General features: G+C 68.1%; 16 protein-coding genes. 6 read left to right on the top strand and 10 right to left on the bottom strand.

Features of this window, described 5'->3' with window-relative positions; translation table 11 throughout:
- Positions 1-18 precede the first annotated feature (18 nt).
- The 4 genes from NBRGI_RS39140 to NBRGI_RS39125 are packed head-to-tail and all read right to left on the bottom strand — an operon-like array spanning position 19 to position 5,029.
- The gene (locus tag NBRGI_RS39140; protein WP_029902767.1) at positions 19-1,350 is read right to left on the bottom strand and encodes a UDP-glucose dehydrogenase family protein; all 1,332 of its coding nucleotides are present in this window, start codon (positions 1,348-1,350) and stop codon (positions 19-21) included.
- A 26-nt stretch (positions 1,351-1,376) separates the two neighbouring features.
- A complete protein-coding gene (locus NBRGI_RS39135; protein ID WP_029902765.1) occupies positions 1,377-2,558 on the bottom strand; it encodes a hypothetical protein in 1,182 nt (393 codons plus the stop codon).
- 31 nt (positions 2,559-2,589) lie between these two features.
- Positions 2,590-3,609: a Gfo/Idh/MocA family oxidoreductase gene (locus NBRGI_RS39130; protein ID WP_036562514.1), complete on the bottom strand. Its 1,020-nt coding sequence runs from the start codon at positions 3,607-3,609 to the stop codon at positions 2,590-2,592.
- 1 nt (position 3,610) lies between these two features.
- On the bottom strand, positions 3,611-5,029 hold the full coding sequence (locus NBRGI_RS39125; RefSeq protein ID WP_235211261.1) for an FAD-dependent oxidoreductase: 1,419 nt from the start codon (positions 5,027-5,029) through the stop codon (positions 3,611-3,613).
- A 554-nt stretch (positions 5,030-5,583) separates the two neighbouring features.
- Here NBRGI_RS39125 and NBRGI_RS39120 point away from each other — a divergent pair.
- Positions 5,584-6,600 carry an RICIN domain-containing protein gene (locus NBRGI_RS39120; protein WP_235211260.1) on the top strand — a complete coding sequence of 339 codons (1,017 nt, stop codon included), beginning with the start codon at positions 5,584-5,586 and terminating at the stop codon, positions 6,598-6,600.
- Between the two features lie 9 nt (positions 6,601-6,609).
- Here NBRGI_RS39120 and NBRGI_RS39115 read toward each other — a convergent pair whose 3' ends face one another.
- Both NBRGI_RS39115 and NBRGI_RS39110 read right to left on the bottom strand, forming a co-directional pair.
- Positions 6,610-7,344 (bottom strand): HD domain-containing protein, encoded by a 735-nt coding sequence (locus tag NBRGI_RS39115; RefSeq protein ID WP_029902757.1) that lies wholly within the window; start codon positions 7,342-7,344, stop codon positions 6,610-6,612.
- An 81-nt stretch (positions 7,345-7,425) separates the two neighbouring features.
- Positions 7,426-8,367, bottom strand: a complete 942-nt coding sequence (locus tag NBRGI_RS39110; RefSeq protein WP_029902755.1) for a GlxA family transcriptional regulator — start codon at positions 8,365-8,367, stop codon at positions 7,426-7,428.
- 103 nt (positions 8,368-8,470) lie between these two features.
- Here NBRGI_RS39110 and NBRGI_RS39105 point away from each other — a divergent pair, with 103 nt between their 5' ends.
- Positions 8,471-9,610: a threonine synthase gene (locus NBRGI_RS39105; RefSeq protein WP_029902753.1), complete on the top strand. Its 1,140-nt coding sequence runs from the start codon at positions 8,471-8,473 to the stop codon at positions 9,608-9,610.
- Positions 9,611-9,693: 83 nt separating this feature from the next.
- The gene (locus tag NBRGI_RS39100) at positions 9,694-11,175 is read left to right on the top strand and encodes a phospholipase D-like domain-containing protein (RefSeq protein ID WP_029902751.1); all 1,482 of its coding nucleotides are present in this window, start codon (positions 9,694-9,696) and stop codon (positions 11,173-11,175) included.
- 43 nt (positions 11,176-11,218) lie between these two features.
- Here NBRGI_RS39100 and NBRGI_RS39095 read toward each other — a convergent pair whose 3' ends face one another.
- The 4 genes from NBRGI_RS39095 to NBRGI_RS39080 all read right to left on the bottom strand — a co-directional run bounded on the left by NBRGI_RS39095 (position 11,219) and on the right by NBRGI_RS39080 (position 14,887).
- Positions 11,219-11,971 (bottom strand): squalene/phytoene synthase family protein, encoded by a 753-nt coding sequence (locus tag NBRGI_RS39095; protein WP_268808466.1) that lies wholly within the window; start codon positions 11,969-11,971, stop codon positions 11,219-11,221.
- An 81-nt stretch (positions 11,972-12,052) separates the two neighbouring features.
- On the bottom strand, positions 12,053-13,021 hold the full coding sequence (locus NBRGI_RS39090) for a terpene synthase family protein (protein ID WP_148311130.1): 969 nt from the start codon (positions 13,019-13,021) through the stop codon (positions 12,053-12,055).
- 92 nt (positions 13,022-13,113) lie between these two features.
- Entirely contained in the window at positions 13,114-14,211 is a 1,098-nt protein-coding gene (locus NBRGI_RS39085; protein WP_029902745.1) for a sensor histidine kinase, read from the bottom strand.
- A complete protein-coding gene (locus tag NBRGI_RS39080; protein WP_029902744.1) occupies positions 14,204-14,887 on the bottom strand; it encodes a response regulator transcription factor in 684 nt (227 codons plus the stop codon). Before NBRGI_RS39080 ends, NBRGI_RS39085 begins: the two co-directional genes overlap by 8 nt.
- An 89-nt stretch (positions 14,888-14,976) precedes the next feature.
- Here NBRGI_RS39080 and NBRGI_RS39075 point away from each other — a divergent pair, with 89 nt between their 5' ends.
- The 3 genes from NBRGI_RS39075 to NBRGI_RS39065 all read left to right on the top strand — a co-directional run bounded on the left by NBRGI_RS39075 (position 14,977) and on the right by NBRGI_RS39065 (position 17,512).
- A complete protein-coding gene (locus NBRGI_RS39075) occupies positions 14,977-15,576 on the top strand; it encodes a M15 family metallopeptidase (RefSeq protein WP_029902742.1) in 600 nt (199 codons plus the stop codon).
- Positions 15,577-15,674: 98 nt separating this feature from the next.
- A complete protein-coding gene (locus NBRGI_RS39070; RefSeq protein ID WP_029902740.1) occupies positions 15,675-17,261 on the top strand; it encodes a patatin-like phospholipase family protein in 1,587 nt (528 codons plus the stop codon).
- Positions 17,258-17,512 (top strand): hypothetical protein, encoded by a 255-nt coding sequence (locus NBRGI_RS39065; RefSeq protein WP_029902738.1) that lies wholly within the window; start codon positions 17,258-17,260, stop codon positions 17,510-17,512. Before NBRGI_RS39070 ends, NBRGI_RS39065 begins: the two co-directional genes overlap by 4 nt.
- Positions 17,513-17,653: the final 141 nt, after the last annotated feature.

The following is a 17,653-nucleotide window of genomic DNA, read 5'->3' as shown; positions in this document are numbered from 1 at the left end:
GGTTCCGGGCCGTTCGGGTCAGCCGGCCAGCCCCAGATCGGTCAGCTTCGGGCCGGCTCGGCCGACTCGCTCACAGGACAGGCCTGCCAGGTGCAGGGCGATGGGGTCCAGGTGATTTCGGGCGTCGATCACCGCACGACCGCTGAGCAGGCCCGCCATCCGCTTCCAGTCCAGGTCGCGGAACTCGGGCCATTCGGTGAGCAGCATGATCGCCGCCGAACCGTGTGCCACGTGGTAGGCGGTGTCCATGACCCGCAGGCGATCCGGCGTACCGGACACCCCGGCGCGGACGCTGGGATCGTAGGCGCGCACGTCCGCACCCTCGGCGAGCAGCCGGTCCGCGATCGCCAGCGCCGGCGAGTCCCGCAGGTCGTCGGTGCCGGCCTTGAAGGTCAAGCCCAGCAACCCGATTCGTTCCCCGGCCAAGTCGCCGCCGACCGCTTGACGCACCTTGTCCACCACCAGGTCGCGCTGTCTGGCGTTGGTGTCGATGGCCGCCCGCAGCAGCGGGAAATCGCAGCCGACCGTTTCCGCCGAACGCAACAGCGCGTGGGTGTCCTTGGGCAGACAGGACCCGCCCCACCCTGGACCGGGACGGAGGAACTCCTTGCCGATCCGCTGGTCGTATCCCATGCCCGCGGTCACGTCGCTGATATCCGCGCCGAGACATTCGCACAGCTCCGCGATGGCGTTCACGTAGGACAGCCGCGTGGCCAGATAGCAGTTGGCCGCATACTTGATCAGTTCCGCGCTCGCCGCACCGGTCAGCAGCACGGGTGCGTCGAGCGGGCCGTACAGCGCGGCGACCCGTTCGGCCGCTGTGGGATCGTTCGAGCCGACCACGATCCGGTCGGGCCTCAGGAAGTCCCGGATCGCAGACCCTTCCCGCAGGAACTCCGGGTTGGAGACGACCGCGATGTCGTCTCGGCCGATCACCCCGCCGAGGCGCACCGCGGTGCCGACGGGCACGGTCGATTTGTTCACGACGACGCAGCCGGGCCGCAGCTGGTCGCGCACCTCCGCGATGACGGCCTCCAACGTCCGCAGGTCCGCCGCGCCGTCGGCGCCCATCGGGGTGGGGACGCACAGGATGACGAACTCGGCCGCGGCCACGGCCGCGCCGGCGCCGAGCACGAAACTCAGTCGCCCCGAGGCCAACCCGTCCACGACGAGTTCGCACATCCCCGGCTCCGCGATGGTCGACGCACCGCCGGACAGGGTTTCGATCTTCGCCGGGTCGACATCGGCGCACACCACGCGATGGCCCAGCGAGGCCAAGCACACCGCCGTCGTCAGTCCGACGTAGCCGGCGCCGACGACAGCGATATCAGTTGTGAACACAGCATTCATCTCCTTGATCGTGCGAACGGGCGATATCAGAGCGGGATCGCCCGAATGCCCTTGAACGGAGCGTCTTTTCCGAGATAGTCGACGGTCTCGAACAAGCCGACCGCGTCCATCGGGAAGCGGGCGCCCGCCTCGGCCGCGAATATGCAGGGCTGGATCGTCTTCCGTTCCGAGGCCCCGGAGCCGCCGCTCTTGCGAATGTGCTTGTGCGTGTGGATCAGAATGGGCATGAACCCGCCGCCGAGGAACGATCCGCTCTGCAGGATCGCGCCGCCGACGCAGTCGATCACCAAACCCTTGCCGAGGATGGCATCACGGCCCTGGTAGTAGTAGGACGGCGTGGCGAGGGTGCCGTGCTCGACGTGGAAGACGCCGGCGGAGAGCCCGATGATCGAGCGGCCGCTGATCCGCAGCACGGACTTGTAGAAGTCGACCAGGATCGGTCGCACCTGCGCGTCCGGCAACTTGAATTCGGGGCACAGCAACACGATTCGCATGAGTTCCGCGAGCGTGATCCCGGCGCCGTCCGGGCCGGGGAACTCCTGATCCCATGGCACCAGGTAGTCCGACGGCGCGATCATGCTCGTTCCGGCGTCCTCGACGATCAGCCGTTCGGCGTCGGTGGTCGGGGGCGCGACCGGCGTGCCGTGGGCGAGGATGCGCCCGGCGAGCAGGTACCTGCTCTCCAGCGTTTTCGCGGTGCTGGCGGTGATCAGCAGGTCGATTCGCTCCGCTGCGGTTTCCGGGATATCGAAGAGGTGATCGATCCCGTCGGTCGGCACGTTGATCTTCGCTTCGAGACTGCGCGCGGGCAGCGGCTGATAGGAAGCCACCACCTCCTCGAGCGCACCGGTGTACTCCCCCGGGCCGAGCCGCCGCAGTTCCTCCGCCGCCAATGCGCGATAGTCGTAGGGAATCGCGGTCGAGGTGGACAGCACGACCCCGGCCACCAGGGCGCGGTGCCGGTCGTCGTCCAGTGATTCCGCGGCCAGTTCCAGCGAGAGGTACGCGGATCGTTCGCCCGGCTGGTGGACCCAGCTCACGACGAATGGGTTCTCGAAGCGGCAGACCTGCGAAAACAGTTGGTATGCGGCGTCTTCGGACTTGATCCAGGTGGCGACCCGGGTCCGGGCCGATTCCGCGTCGGTGACTTCGGCCAGCATGTCGGGGGCCACCCGCAGGAGCTTCGAAACTTCCTCGATGGTGTGCATTTCGGTGCCTCTTTCGATCGTGCGATATTTCTCAGATATTGATGAAACGGCTGGCCAGACCCGCCATGAACCGATGCTCCGGAAGTCGCATCGGCGGCACGGGTTCGGTGGTGCCGCAGAGTAGGTCCAGCTGAATGAGCAACGCCTCCTTGAAATGGTTTCCGGAGATCGTGAATTGCTGCCGCACCGCGGCATCACGGACATAGACGGCGTGCTGGTTCTTGTAATCGAGCGCCACGCCGTAATGCGGCTCGAACACCAGCGTCACGTGCCTGCCGGAGGTGAGTTCCACATCGGCGAAGCGATAGCGCATTTCGACGCCGTAGGGGATCACCGAATGCCGCAGGCAATCCCGCGCGAGATCCCCGGGGAAGGCGAACCCCGCGAGATCGGCGAACCCGATATCGCCGCTGGAAGAGGCGTAGAGTTCGACCTCCGGCAGATCCATCGCCGTAGTGCGCACCCGCATTTCGGGCGTGATCGACAGCGGAGTGGTGCGCAGATAGGTCCGATACTGCTCGCGCGGCAGGATCGACCGCAGAATGCTCAGCATGTGGAAGAACTCGTAACCGGCCTCGCCGTAACGGGTATCGACGAACCTGCCGTTCGCGACGTCGAGTTCCCGATTCTTGGTGAACTCGATCGTTATCTTCCTGAGCTGATCCGTTCGGCCGCATTGCCGGACCGATTCGGCGAATTGCCGCACCGCCGCGCTGTAGGCGTAGACATCGTTGACGATGACCCGTGCCTGCGGATATTGCCGAAGCAGCCGGGCCAGTTCGGATAGCTCGGCGGGATAGCACGCCGGTTTCTCGAGCAGGATGCGCGCGTCCGGACGATCCCGCAGCAACTCGGCGACCACGGGCAGATGCGTGTCCGTCGGCGTCGCGACGACCCAGGCCGCCACCTGCGCCGGGTCGGGTACCAGCGCCGTGCGCGTGAAATCCGCGCCCGGTCGCCGATCGACGGTGGCCACCTCGTGGCCGGCCTGTTCGAAGTACGTGGCGTGCCGCGCGCCGATCATGCCGCGGCCGATGACAACGATGCGCATGTCAGACCGCCCCGGTACGCCGGGCGTATGCGGCCGCGTGCGTGCCCGCCGCTCGGCCGAGCACCGCGCCTGCCATCAATCCGGTGCCCGCCGGATAGCCCTGATCGTAGAGTCCGCCGACGATCACGCCCGCGGCATAGAGTCCGTCGATCGGCTCGCCGCCGCCGCGTACCTCGGCGTGCTCGGTCACCGAGAGTCCGCCGTAGGTGAACGTCAGCCCGGAAACCACCGGAGCGAAAAGATAAGGCGGCGTGTCGATGTGGGTTACCGCGTGCTTGTCGCCGTTCAGCCGCGCTACCTCGTCACGCAGCTGGCCGACATCGATGCCCAGCTGCCGAGCACCGTCCTCGAGCGAGGGAGCGATGATCGACGCCGGGTCGCTGAAATAGCTGTCGGGCAGGCCCCCGGCATTGATCACCTTGCTGTCGAAGATCTGGAACGCGATCTTGCCGGGCTGTTCCATGATCTTCTGCCCGAGCGTGACGTAGGCGAGATTGCTGTACTCGGCGCATTCGTCGAAGAATCGGCGGCCGGACCGATTGACGACGATGCCGCGCGGGAAGGCGTACCGGGTCAGCTCGTGCGATCGGGACATCTGGCCGGGCAACATGTAGCTGGGCAAGCCGGTCCCCTGCGGGGTGGTGTGGCACTTTCGCCAGTTGCCCGCCGTATCCGCGCCCAGTGCGATGGCCGCCGCCAACGGCAGCCCGTCGTTGAACGGCACGCCGCGTAATTTCACCTCGCGCCAGGGACTGCCCAGGTGGTGCCCGCGCATCTGCGCGTTGCCTTCGAATCCACCGGACGCGAGGACCAGTGCGTCGCAAACGAGCGGGAAGGCCGATCCCGACCCGAGCACCCGGTACTTTCCGCCGGCCGCCGGCTCTATGCCGGTTACCGGGTTCTCGTAATAGACGACCCCGCCGAGGCGTTCGTACTGATCGAAGTTGCGGTCCTGCAGGCCTTGCCCGCCGCCGTCGAACACCACCGGCACGTCGCCGGGCAGCGGATTCTTTCGCGGCACCCACCGCTGGCCGAGGGCGTGCATCCAGGTGATCGCGCTGTTCGAGCGATGGATGATCGACTCGATGAGTGCGGCGTCGACCTGGCTGCCGGAGACCCGAAGCCAATCGTCGAGGTAGTCGTCCTCGGTGTACTCCCGCCGCCCCGCGAGCAACGGGTCGACGCGGCGGTCGTCCGGTTCATCGAGCAGCGCGGCAATGAAAGACCGGTCGTGCCAAGGAAACCGCACGCTCTTCGTCAAGGCGCTGTTGCCACCGCGCAGGTCCTTCGGCGCGGCTTCGAGGACGACCACGGACTCCGCGCCGGCTTGCCGCGCCGCGATTCCCGCACACAGGCCCGCATGGCCGGCGCCGACGACCACGACCTGCCATTCGTGATGAATACTTGCTCGGGCATTCATGCAGAACCCTCCTATGTCGAATCCCCCTGGGCAGCGGGCTGCCGACGATGAATACGAATCCCCCGTGTGGGTAAACCCCGTACGACGGCACGGTGCGTGTCCGGTCCGTGATCGCAAACTGGTCGTCCTAGTCTTGCTTCGACTGTGCAGTCCGCCAATGGTTTTCGCTGTTCAGGCCGTGTTCGGGACACCCAGGACACGTTCGCGAACACACTCGAACGCGCACCGATCGCCCCGGTCGCGGCGGCTGCCAGCGGTGACGCGCCGGACCGGCACAGCGAACCGCGGCCTGTGCGAAGCAGTGCGCGAACGAGCGTTCAACCGGCGCTGCGCCTTCCCCATACGTCAGGTGCACAAGGCGCGTGCCACCCGGTGCCGCGTCGGCCGGAGCGGGGAAGCAACCCTGAAGAACAAGCCGTGCAGCGCATTTGAGACAGCGACCGGGGCGACCACATGGGAGTACGCCGCAATCCGTTGCGCTACAACCGGTTCGACCCCTTAGGGGGTGTTCATCTGGGGGATACCGTTTCGCAACTTCTGCCATGCTGGAAGCTATGGAGCGAGCGGAGGAGGGTGGGGCCGCCCCATCGCCTGGTGACCTACCTGAGCCGGGCGGGGCCGGTTCTCCTGTCGAATTCATCGCCGTGCTGCGGCTGCTGAAAACGTGGTCCGGGCTGGCTTACCGGCAGTTGGAAGGGAAGGCCGCGGCCTCCGGTGACGTGTTGCCGTCCAGCACGATCGCGACCACACTCGGGCGCGACACCCTGCCCAGGGAACGATTCGTCATCGCGTTCACCCGCGCCTGCGGTCTCGACGACACCCAGGTGCAGAAGTGGCTCGAGGTGCGCCGGTCCCTCGCCATGCGCGACCAGGCGCCGGTCCGGACCGTCGTCGAGAGTGTGCCCGCCGACGAGCCGGAACCAGTCGCCGCGACATCGGAACCGGCACGGCGAAAACGCCTTTCGCGCTGGCTGTATCCCGTCGGCTGCGCCGTCGCCACGGCGGTCGGCATCGTGGGGACGCTGGCCGTGCAGGGCTGGGTGCTGCACACCCACGACGAAACGCTGCCGACGCCGAGCCAACCGCTGCCGGGGTTGGCGCTCGCGGATGTCGGCAGCTGGGTGCGCATCCAACCGGCCCGCACGCCGGAATTGTGCCTGTCCGAAGGTCGCGACCGCACCCAGCGCTACCCCACCGCCATCGCGGCCCAGCGCGTCTGCACGCCGGCGTCGCCGCGGGTCTACCTCGATCCGATCGACGAGGGCACGGTCCAGATCCAATGGCACCACTCGAAATACGGCATCGGCTGCCTCACCGTCCTGGCCGGCGGACCGGGCGACAACTTGCTGGAACCCAGGGACGACTGTGCCGACGACAATCCCGCCCAGCAGTTCCGCATCGAACCGACGGGCCCGGCCTCGGCCGCCCGCTTCCGCATCCGCACCACAGCCACGAATCACTGCCTGGCCCTGCGCGATCAAGACACCACCGACGGCGCCGAAATAGTCCAGGGCCGCTGCTCCGGCGCCCGCGACCAAGAATTCCTGATCCACCTCATCCCACCCGCATGAACCGGACGATCAGTCACCCCACGCGCTCATCGACATGAAATCGTCCCAGGTCGGCCGCGCAATGTCCGGGCGGCGCAGCCGCAGGATCTCTCCGGCCAGGCTGCCCGGCGGCGCCTTCTGCGGATTCGCGACACCCTGGGCGCAGATCGCGTCGGTGAGCACGCGGGTGCCGCCGAGTCGCGGGTACGCCGCATGCACCAGGTCGGCATAACCGGGCGGCAGCGCGGCGGGCGAACCGCCGACATCCACTCCGATGCCGTCCACCGCGATCCAGGTCTCCGCCGGCCTGCGCCTGCGGTAGACGGGCGAGGCGGTGAACCCGGCGGTATGCGCGGCGATGGCATCCCAGATGGTGTCCGCTCGGGCGTCGCTCATACCGTTCTGTTCCAGGAACCGCACCGCGTCGTCCGCGCCGTCGATCTCGAATCGCTGTTCGCCGCCGGCGTTTTCGGCGAGCCCCAGATCGTGCAGCGCGCAGATCAGATACATCGCCTCCTCGTCGTAGTCCGCCCCGGGCCGCAACCCCTCAGCGTGCGCCATGGCTCGGCCGAACAGGAACCCACGCACACTGTGGTTGCGCAGCGCCGGGTCGAGGACTCGATCGATCAACGCGCTCGCCGCAACCGCCAGTGGCGTCGACGGCAGAGTCAGCGAATACGGCTGCGCGGCAGCGGTAGGGGCCAGTGCGAGCGCGGCGGTGCCCGCGACACCGGCGGTGAGCGCGGTACGGCGTGATATGGACATGACGGAACTCCTCGGGGGTGCGGGGCACATCTGTGCGCCGATAACGTGGCGCACAGCGACATTCGGTGTGAACGCAGCCGTTCAGGATGTGGCGCGAAAGCGCCCTCGGTACTCACTCGGCGCGGTGCCGAGTTCCTCGGCGAAGGTGCGGCGCATGGTTTCCTCCGACCCGAATCCGCTACGCCTGGCGATGGTGGCGATCGGCTCATCGGTCGATTCGAGCAACGAGCGGGCGGTGTCGAGCCGCACCTGCTTGACGTATTGCGCCGGGGTGACGCCTATTTCCTGCCGGAAGAGCCTGCCCAGGTGCCGTTCGCTCAGCGCGGCACGGCGCGCCAACGTGGCGAGTCCGTGTTCGGCGGAAGGGTTTTCGGCAACGGCATGCATGACCTCACGCAGGGCGGCGGTGCGCGGGTGACCCAGGCCGGAGCGCATGCTGAACTGCGCCTGACCGCCCGGGCGACGGAGATAGACCACCAGGTGTTTGGCGAGCGCGCGAGCCCGCTCGACACCGTGGTCCTCTTCCACCAGCGCCAGGGCGAGGTCGATACCGGCCGTGACCCCCGCCGAGGTGAGGACCCGCCCGTCGCGGACGTAGATGGCGTCGGGATCGACCTGTACCCGCGGAAACCGTTGCGCCAGTTGCGCACAAGCCAGCCAGTGGGTCGTCGCCCGGCGTCCGTCGAGCAATCCCGCGGCGGCGAGTACCAAGGCTCCGGTGCACACCGAGGCGACTCGGCGAGCCCCGCGCGCGGCGACACGCACCGCGTCGGCGAGCACGGTCCCGGTGCCGTCCTCCGGCGCGTAACCGGGTACCAGCAGCGTATCTATCCGGTCGGCGAACTCGCCGAGGGCACCCGAAACCGAGAGCGGCACACCGACATCGCTGCACACGTCGCGACCGTCGGGTGAGGCGAACCGGACGTCGTGCCCGGCCCAGTGCAGCACCTGAACGGGGCCGGCGACATCCAGCAGCAGCACGCCGTCCGTCACCGCCACCACCACATCGGCTTTCGAGGTCATGGTTTCAGTCTCGAACAGTCGCACGATGTCCACAAGGACACATACCCCACAGATCCGGACACCTACCGGGCCGGCCAGGTCTGGCGAGCGCTAGAAAGGACAGGTGAATTCTTCTGCGGAACCGTTCCTCTACGACCGTTCGGGTCGCCGCTACGAGATCTCGAGCCCGCGCTGGCGCGGTGACGACGGCACTCCCCTGACCGTCAGCCCCATGCCGGGTATCGCCCCCGAACAGATCGTGACGTCTGAGCGATCGCTGTGGCGGTATCAGGCGGTGATCCCGGTTCCGGCGCGGCATCGGATCAGCCTCGGCGAGGGTGCGACGCCGATGGTGCCGCTCGACTGGGATGGCCGGCGAGTGCACTTCAAACTCGAATGGTTCAACCCCACTTCGAGTTTCAAGGACCGCGGGGTCGCGGTGATGATGTCGCATCTGGCCGGTCAGGGCGTCACGAAGGTCCTCGAGGACAGTTCCGGCAACGGCGGTTCCGCGGTCGCCGCCTACTGCGCGGCCGCCGGACTCGCCGCCAAGATCCTCGTGCCCGAGCTGACCTCCGCCGCGAAGATAGCGCAGGCCAAGGCTTATGGCGCCGAGATCGAACTCGTGGCGGGCACCCGCGACGAGGTGGCGGATGCGGCGATCCGCCAGTCCGCGCAACTCGCCTACGCCAGCCACAACTGGCATCCGTTCTTCCTGCAGGGCACCAAGACCGTCGGCTACGAGATGTGGGAGGACCTCGGGTTCCGCGCACCGGACAATGTCGTGCTCGTCGCCGGCGCCGGCAGCAACGTGCTCGGCTGCGATATCGCGTTCGGCGAATTGCTCGCGGCGGGCCGGATCGCCCGCCTGCCGCGGCTGCTGGTCGGCCAGCCCGAACACTGGGCGACCATCGCCGACACCTGCAACGGGCTCGACCCGGCCGACCGTGCGCCACGCGAAGCCACGATCGCCGAAGGCGCCGCCATCGCCGATCCGGTCCGGTTGTCCGAGGCAGTCGCGGCGATCCGCCGGTCCGGCGGCGCGGCCGTCGCCGTTCCCGATTCGGCCATCCGGGCCGCGGTGCGCAAGCTCGCGGCGCGTGGGCTCTACGCCGAACCCACCAGCTGCGTCGCCGTCGCCGCACTGGATCACTTTCTCGCCGAAGGCCTCATCGCCGCCGACGAGACCACCGTCGTCGTGCTCACCGGCTCCGGGCTCAAATCATCGGAACAGATGGCCCGCGTCTTCGAACGCTCCCGGTGAACGGCGGCGCGAGCTTCCGCTGAGCCGTCGCGCAGTAATCTGAAACGTCCATCTTGCACGGCCGGACGGAGAACCGACTACCCATGGGCGACGAGCGTCAAATCCTCACCCCCGGCGAAACCTGCTGGCAGATCGCACGCGCCGACCGGCTGGCGTGCATCGTCGACGCGGCCGACTACTTCCGGCACGCCAAGTCCGCGATGTTGCAGGCCCGCAAGCGCATCGTGCTGATCGGCTGGGACTTCGACACCCGGATCAAGTTCGAGCCGCGGGAGCAGACGCTCGCGGGACCGAACCGGCTGGGCAAGTTCCTGTCCTGGCTGCCGAAACAGCGACCGGATCTCGATATCTACCTGCTGAAATGGAATGTCGGTGCGTTCGCGGCGATCGGGCGCGGCATGACGCCGATCTTCGTCGTCAACTGGCTGACCGATCGCCGGTTGCATCTGGAGATGGACGGCGCGCACCCGATCGGCTCGGCGCACCATCAGAAGATCGTGGTGATCGATGACGCGCTGGCGTTCTGCGGCGGCATCGATATGACCGTGGACCGCTGGGACACCAGCGACCATGCGGACGACAACCACTATCGCACCGAGCCGAACGGCCACCGCTACGGACCGTGGCACGACGCGACCACCGCCGTCGACGGCGCGGCGGCCAAGGTGATCGGCGAACTGGCCCGGGCCCGCTGGAAGGCGGCGACGGGCGAGCAGCTGGCTCCGGTCGAGGGGATCGCCGGGGGGACACCGTGGCCGGACGGACTCGAACCGACCATGCGTTCGGTGGAGGTGGGTGTCGCGCGGACGCTGCCCGAACTCGCCGACCGTGCCGAGGTCCGCGAGATCGAGGCGCTGTATCTGGCGGCGATCGCGGGCGCCACCCGCTCGCTGTACATCGAAAGCCAGTACCTGGCCTCGCGCACCCTGGCCGAGGCGATCGCCGCGCGGCTGCGCGAACCGGGCGGTCCGGAGATCGTGCTGGTGCTGCCGCGGCACGCGGACGGCTGGCTCGAACAGCAGACCATGGACGGGGCACGCCGTCGCCTGCTGCACCTGCTGTGGCAGGCCGACACCGAACACCGGTTGGGCGTCTACTACCCGGTGACCGCGGCGGGTGCGCCGATCTACGTGCACGCCAAGGTGCTCGTGATGGACGATCGGCTGCTGCGCGTGGGCTCGTCGAACCTCAACAACCGGTCGATGGGCTTCGACACCGAATGCGATCTGGCGGTAGAGGTCACCCCCGACACCGCGGACGGCCCGGCGCTGCGGGAAACCATCCTCGGGATCCGGCGCCAGCTGATCTGCGAACATCTCGACGCCGAGCCCGCGACGTTCGATGCGGCCCTCGCCGAGACCTCCTCGCTCCTGCACACCGTCGAGACTTTGCGCGGCTCCGGCCGCACGCTGGTGCGGTTCGAACCGGAAACCGTTGCGAACGAAGACAGTCCGCTCGCCGAGAACGAACTGATGGATCCCGAGCGCACCCCACCGAGCCTGTGGGACACCCCGGTGCTCAGCCGCAGCCTCCGCAGATTGAAGGCAGGCGCGGTGCGCTGGTAGGACGTGCACCGCCCGCGATAACCGGACACCGCCCGCCGATCCGTCAGTGATCTGCGAGGTATCCCGCGACAGCGAACTCGTAGCGGTCCAGCGCGGGACGGCAGAAGCGGTACGCGGGTCCGTCCGGCGGGAGGGCGGTCACGTATTGCCGGGCGGCGGTCAGTTCGGTCCGGATGTAGCCGAGCATGTCCGCGGCACGCCAGCCGGTGGGCCAGAAGTCGACCCCGCGGCCGAGGTCGGTACCGCGATCGAGCAAGATGTTCGCCGATTGCAGAGCGCGGCCGTAGCCGATGCCGTGCTCGCGATCGCTGCGCGTGCCGTCGAACCAGGACCACAGGTCCGAAAGCAGCAGCACCAGGGTGCCCGAGACCGCGTAGGTGTAGCGGTCCAGGTCATGGATGTCCGCAATGGTGAAACCGGTACGGGCCCAGTCGGCCATGCGTTCGGCCATCGCCGCGAAGGTCTCACGTACCCGCGGTGCGATATCAGGCGGGGCGAGGGCCGCCCATTCACCGATGCGCAGACTGACCTCCGGCAGCCCGGCGTGACCGGCGAGAGCGACATCGAAATCTTCTCGGGTGAACGGGGTTTGCAGAATACGGCTCATCGATTCGAGCAGCTCGGCCTTCGTGGTAGCGCTCAGCTCGGGATGGTCTTCGATCTCATCGATGGCCCGCATCATCAGGTACGCCGACGTCGTCGCCTCGTTCAATCCCGGGGGCATCGAGAGCACCGGCTCGTACCAGGTCGTACTGTATGCCCGGATCAGCTCGTGTGCTTGCGACAGACAACCCACGGATTCATCTCACAATCTCCGCCACTCGCAGTCTATCCGCGCGTGCTCTACGGACGTGCCGAATTCCGTTGGGCCGGTTGGTCACAGGCCGATGTCGTAGCGGCCGGTTTCGGCGAGCCAGGCGAGGTGACCGGCGATCTGGTACTCGATGCCGCGCACGTAGCGGTTCACGACGTCGAGCTCGCGTCCGCGCAAGCTCGCTGCCAGGATGGTGAATTCTGTTGTATCCGCTCGTACCTCGGCCGCCGTTCGGTCGATGCCCTCCTGCACGGTGATGCCGTCGTGGTGCGCGAGCACCATCGGAAGATTGGCGATGTGGCGCCGGTGCAGGTCGCGCGGGCACCCCAGGATGTCGTTGGTCAGCCCGATGATGCGGATACCGAGGTCGGTCAGCTGTCGCACTTGCGGGTCGAGCAGCAGCGCGGCAGGCATGTCGAAGCCCTGCGCTATCTCCGTGAGCACGAAATGGTGATGCAGATGGGCGATGAGGTGCCGGATGCGCCGGTATTCCGCGACCGGTGCAACGATCTGTCGCGTGGCGTAGGCGGCGTCGGCCGCGGCGCCGACACTGTAGTGCAGCATGCCCTTTCGGATGCGCAGCACCTGATTCGGTGTGCCCCATCGCTCGACCCGCAGGAACAGGTCACGGTAGGCGTGTTCGATCGGAGGCTGTCGCGCCGGCAACGGCGCGTGCGGATTCTCGGCGATCGCCTCGCAGGCCAGCAGATGCCGGGCCAGTTCGGTCGGCCGCTGCTGCAGTCCGAGCGTTTCGGTGTAGCGGTCGTCCTGCACGGTGGCCCAGATACAGAATTGCGTCGCCAGTAGAACTCGCTCGGTGCTGCCCTCCGGAATCATCCACGCGTAGGTGCGCCCGAGGGTGGAGTGCCGCAGGTACCGTTCGTCATCGTCGTCTCGAATCACCCCGAAACGCCGCAGCCATGCCAGGGTTTCGTCCTCCAGCTCATCGACGTCAGGATGCAACTTCGCGGGCACCGGGAAGGTGAGGCGCGGCAGGACGAGTTCGTGAGCATCGCCGAGTCGGTCGGGCACGAGCAACTCCTCGATCGTTTCGCATCGATCCTAGCCGACCCGCTCGATCCCAACCGTCCGGAATCTTCCACTGGCACAACACAACCGCAGTGTCACGAGGGCCTTCCCGCGACGTCGTCTCCCGGCAAGCGCACCATCACGATCAGCCCGCCGTCCAGACGTGGTGTGAGGGTGAGGGTTCCGTGGTGGGCCTGTGTGATGCTGTTGACGATCGCCAGGCCGAGACCGACCCCGGAGTGGTGCGTGCGCACGCGTTGGGTGCCGCGCTGAAACGGCTCGGTCAGCGTGGAAACCATGTGCGGGCCGAGCTTTTCACCCGTGTTCTCGACGGCGAGCACCACCGCGCCGGGTTGGGTGTACGTAGTGATCCACGCGACGCCGTGTTCGGGCAGGTTGTGCACGATGGCGTTGTGCACGAGGTTCGTCGTCAACTGCAGCAGCAGGGCGTGCGATCCGACGACGGGGGTCACCTCGCCCGAGGTCTCGAGGGTGACGCCGTGCTGTTCGGCAAGGGCGAGCAGCGTTTCGGTGGCTTCCTCGGCGAGCAGGGACAAGTCGACGTGTTCGCGCGTGAACGACCGTTGGTCGGCGCGGCTCAGCAGTAGCAGCGCTTCGGTGAGGTCGATGGCTCGGGCGTTCACGGTGTGCAGGCGATCGACCAGTTCGCCGGTGTCGCTGCCACGATCGGTGCGGGCCACGTCGAGCAGCGTCTGCGTGATCGCGAGCGGGGTGCGCAGTTCGTGCGAGGCGTTCGCGGCGAACCGCTGCTGTTCGGCGACGTGCGCTTGCAGCCGGGCCAGCATCGTGTCGAAAGCGTCGGCGAGTTCCCGGAATTCGTCCTGGCGACCCGGCAGCCGGATCCGGTGCGACAGCGACGCGTCGGCGGCCAGCCGCACGGCGTCGGTGATGCGGGTCAAGGGGGCGAGCATCCGTCCGGCGAGCAGCCACCCTCCCGCGAGACCGAACACCAACAGGAAGCCGAGCACGGCGATCACGAACGGCGCGAAAGCACGGACGAGGACCGACCGGTTGATCCAGAAGCTACCGTCGGTGTCGATCCAGCCGGCGGGCATGAAATACAAGTAGAAGATCAGCAGAGCCGTGAGCAGCAGAACGCCGGTGAGCATGAGGAAACCGGCGTAGCTGAGGGTGAGTTTGAGCCGAACGCTCAGACCCGGCGCCCTATCCACGCTCCCCGCCCTCCGCGCCCGGGCCGATGCGATAGCCGACGCCGGGCACCGTCGCGATGAGCCACGGTTCGCCGAGGCGTTTACGCAGCGCCGAGACGGTGATGCGGACGGCGTTGGTGAACGGGTCGGCGTTCTCGTCCCAGGCCCGTTCCAGCAGTTCCTCGGCGCTGACGACCCCGCCTTCGGCGGCGACCAGCACCTCGAGCACCGCGAACTGTTTCCTGGTCAGCGCGACGTAGCGGCCGTCACGGTAGACCTCGCGCCGGAACGGATCCAGCCGCAGCCCCGCGATCTCCCGCACGGGCGGCCTGCTGTGCGCGCGACGCCGGTCCAATGCGCGCAGCCGCAGCACGAGTTCCTGGAGCGCGAACGGCTTGGTCAGATAGTCGTCGGCGCCGAGGCCGAATCCGCTCGCCTTGTCGTCGAGCCGGTCCGCGGCGGTGAGCATCAGGATGGGCATACCGCTGCCCGACGCGACGATGCGTTTCGCGATCTCGTCCCCCGAGGGCCCCGGGATGTCGCGGTCGAGCACCGCGATGTCGTAGGCGTTGATGCTCAGCAATTCCAGCGCGGTGTCACCGTCGCCGGCGATATCGGCGGCGATCGCCGCCAAGCGCAGGCCGTCGCGGATGGCTTCGGCCAAATAGGGTTCGTCCTCGACGATCAATACACGCATAGACCCTCGATTCTGCCAACCGGAACTTATCGCGGGCATATCGAAAACCACATACGCGCCGGCAACACCGCGCTGCCTTCACTGAAGGCATGAAACACCATCGATCAACCCGGCGGACCCGATCGCGGGTTCTCGTCGCGCTCCTGCTCGTCGGCGCGCCCATCGCGGGCGTCGCCGTGTACCACTCGCTGGCACCGCTGACGTTCTCGGCCGCCCGGTCGCTCGGCGACCACTACGGCCCGCACCGGTCGGCGCCCTCGCCCGGCGCGACGGTCTTCGACGACCGAGCGCCATCGGTCGCCAACCTCGACCCCGACCTGCTCGATGCGCTGCGCCGAGCCGCCGGCGACGCCGCGGCGGACGGCATCGAGTTCGTCGTCAACAGCGGCTGGCGCTCGGCGCAGGACCAGCAGCAGTTGCTCCGCGAAGCGGTCTCGAAATACGGCTCCGCGCAGGAAGCCGCCCGATGGGTGGCCACCCCCGAGACGTCCGCGCACGTCTCAGGCGACGCGGTGGACATCGGGCCCACCGACAGCGCGGCCTGGCTGGCCCGGCACGGCGCCGCCTACGGGCTGTGCCAGATCTACGACAACGAACCCTGGCACTATGAGCTGCGCCCGGAAGCCGTCGAATACGGTTGTCCGGCAACATATGCCGACCCCACCGAGGACCCGCGGATGCAGCGCTGATCGGCACGGCCGCCGCGGCAGCACAACGAATCGGCCACATCCGTGGCGCCCGGGCCCGCGGTCCGGCATGCTCGGTGCACTCGAACACGAGTCGAAGGATGCCGGATGTACAGGTCCGCGGTGCTGATCGGCCCGGCGCGGCGATGACCGGCGCACAGCGCATCGGAGTCGCCCTGAGCGGCGGCGGTTATCGAGCGGCCGCGTTCGCCGCGGGCGTGCTGCTCTACCTGCTCGACAGCGGGCACGGCGACCGGGTGGTGGCCGTCTCGTCGGTCTCCGGCGGATCGATCACGAATGCCTATTTCGCGCACCGGGTGTTGCGGCACGACGCCGATCCCGCCGAGTCCGGCTGGTCCCGCGCTGCTGGTCTGCTCGCCTTTCTGGCCAGGCGCGACATCATCAGTCCGGCCCGCATGGTGATCTTCGCGTCAGCGGTGGCGGCGCCGCTGGGGGTGGGCGTCGCGCTCGGGGTGCGCCGCGACCACGCGGACGCCACCGCCGTGCTGATGGGCACGGGTACCGCGATCGTGACGTGGACGGTCGTCTTCGTCGCGCTGTTCCTGCAATTGCGCCGCAGCCTGGAACTCGCGGTGCAGGGACTGCTCACACCGCCGCGCGAAGACCTGGATCGGCACGCGCCGGCCGCCGCGATCCGGACCGTATCGCGCTACTGGGCAATGCTTCTCACGTTCCGCCTGCGCCGCGCCCTGCGCACCGTCACGCCGCGGATGACCCGGCTGGCCGACGTCGCGGCCGCTTACCAGCCGGTGTTCTGCTGCACCGACCTGGCCACCGGCAGCCATTTCTACCTCAGCACCTCGTTCGTGGCCGGTGTCGCGCCCGCGCCGCAGCGGGCACTCGCCTCGATTGATCTCGGCGGCACCGCGCCTACACTGCCGATCGCCACGGCGGTCGCCGCGTCGGCGGCCTTCCCCGCGGTGTTCCGGCCCACCCTGGTCAAAACCGAATCCCTCGGCCTGCCACTGAGTTCCGGCGTCGTCGACGATCATATCCTGCTCGCCGACGGCGGTCTGTTCGACAATTTCGGGGCCTCGATCCTGGACGCCTGGGTCAACGGCGGGATCGGCCGTTCGATCCTCGGCGACCTGGGCCCGGCGCCGGACACGATCATCGTCGTCGAGTCCGGCCAGCCCACCTATCGACGCGTGCATCGCTGGTCGGTGCTGAGCGCGGTCTTCCGCTCGCTCGACATCGTCCATCAGGCGAACGGACTCGCCCGCCGGGCGGACATCCAGCGGCTGCTGCACACCGAAACACTCGGCGGCGCACTGGTTTCCATCGCCGATGACCCTTACGAAGTGGCCGAGGAATGCCGGGACGAAGCACGGCGCACGACGGTGCTCGACTGGCTCGCCGCGAGCAGCGACCGCCACCGGTTGAACCGGGCGGGCTGGCGCGCGCTGGCGCAGCAGCGCAGCCGGGCCGTTCCGACGAACCTGCGCAAGCTCGGGTCCGCGACGACAGCGCAACTCGTCCTGCACGGTTATGTCGCGGCGATGGCGCGAACCACGGTTGAACTCGGCTGGCAGCCGCCGCCGTATGACCTGCTACCGGCGGACATCGCCGCGCTGTGCGAGCGACCCTTCGTCGCGTCGTTCGCCCATCGCCTCGCATGGGTGCTGTCCGGCGGTATCGGGTACGGAGAGAAGGAGAGTGCCCCATGATCGACACCCGTGCGTGGGTCGACCGAACCACCGACGTCTGCGTCGGTCTGACGCTGGTGCTGATCATCGGCGCCGTGCTGCTCGGCATCGTGGCCGCCCCGACCATGGTGATCTACTGGTGGCTCGACCTGTCCGGCACCTGGCCGCTGATCATCGATGTCGTGCTCATCCCTCGTGCTGGTCTCGCTGCCGGTGGCGGCGGCGTTCGCCGGCGATTGAACCGGTGGACGAGCCGTGGCTGCGGTCGCTGATCGGCACCGCGGCGGTCGAGCACCGGCGGCTGGCGTCGCCCGGCGCGTTCGTGCGCGGCTGGCGGATCGACACCGCGCCCGTACTCACCGACCCTCGAGCCTGCGCCGTCGCCGCACGGCTGATCCGGGATCTCGTCGCGC

This window comes from Nocardia brasiliensis IFM 10847, assembly GCF_000710915.1.
GTDB lineage: Bacteria > Actinomycetota > Actinomycetes > Mycobacteriales > Mycobacteriaceae > Nocardia > Nocardia brasiliensis_A.
The sequence above is the reverse complement of the archived record's forward strand: the minus strand, read 5'-3'. Positions and strand labels throughout refer to the sequence as shown.

What these genes read in the sequence shown, in the direction of transcription:
- NBRGI_RS39130 (WP_036562514.1), bottom strand. Translation starts at nt 3,609, where the DNA reads ATGCGCATCGTTGTCATCGGCCGCGGCATGATCGGCGCGCGGCACGCC.
- NBRGI_RS39140 (WP_029902767.1), bottom strand. Translation starts at nt 1,350, where the DNA reads ATGAATGCTGTGTTCACAACTGATATCGCTGTCGTCGGCGCCGGCTAC.
- NBRGI_RS39115 (WP_029902757.1), bottom strand. Translation starts at nt 7,344, where the DNA reads ATGTCCATATCACGCCGTACCGCGCTCACCGCCGGTGTCGCGGGCACC.
- NBRGI_RS39070 (WP_029902740.1), top strand. Translation starts at nt 15,675, where the DNA reads ATGCCGGATGTACAGGTCCGCGGTGCTGATCGGCCCGGCGCGGCGATG.
- NBRGI_RS39135 (WP_029902765.1), bottom strand. Translation starts at nt 2,558, where the DNA reads ATGCACACCATCGAGGAAGTTTCGAAGCTCCTGCGGGTGGCCCCCGAC.
- NBRGI_RS39125 (WP_235211261.1), bottom strand. Translation starts at nt 5,029, where the DNA reads ATGAATGCCCGAGCAAGTATTCATCACGAATGGCAGGTCGTGGTCGTC.
- NBRGI_RS39100 (WP_029902751.1), top strand. Translation starts at nt 9,694, where the DNA reads ATGGGCGACGAGCGTCAAATCCTCACCCCCGGCGAAACCTGCTGGCAG.
- NBRGI_RS39110 (WP_029902755.1), bottom strand. Translation starts at nt 8,367, where the DNA reads ATGACCTCGAAAGCCGATGTGGTGGTGGCGGTGACGGACGGCGTGCTG.
- NBRGI_RS39075 (WP_029902742.1), top strand. Translation starts at nt 14,977, where the DNA reads ATGAAACACCATCGATCAACCCGGCGGACCCGATCGCGGGTTCTCGTC.
- NBRGI_RS39120 (WP_235211260.1), top strand. Translation starts at nt 5,584, where the DNA reads ATGGAGCGAGCGGAGGAGGGTGGGGCCGCCCCATCGCCTGGTGACCTA.
- NBRGI_RS39065 (WP_029902738.1), top strand. Translation starts at nt 17,258, where the DNA reads ATGATCGACACCCGTGCGTGGGTCGACCGAACCACCGACGTCTGCGTC.
- NBRGI_RS39080 (WP_029902744.1), bottom strand. Translation starts at nt 14,887, where the DNA reads ATGCGTGTATTGATCGTCGAGGACGAACCCTATTTGGCCGAAGCCATC.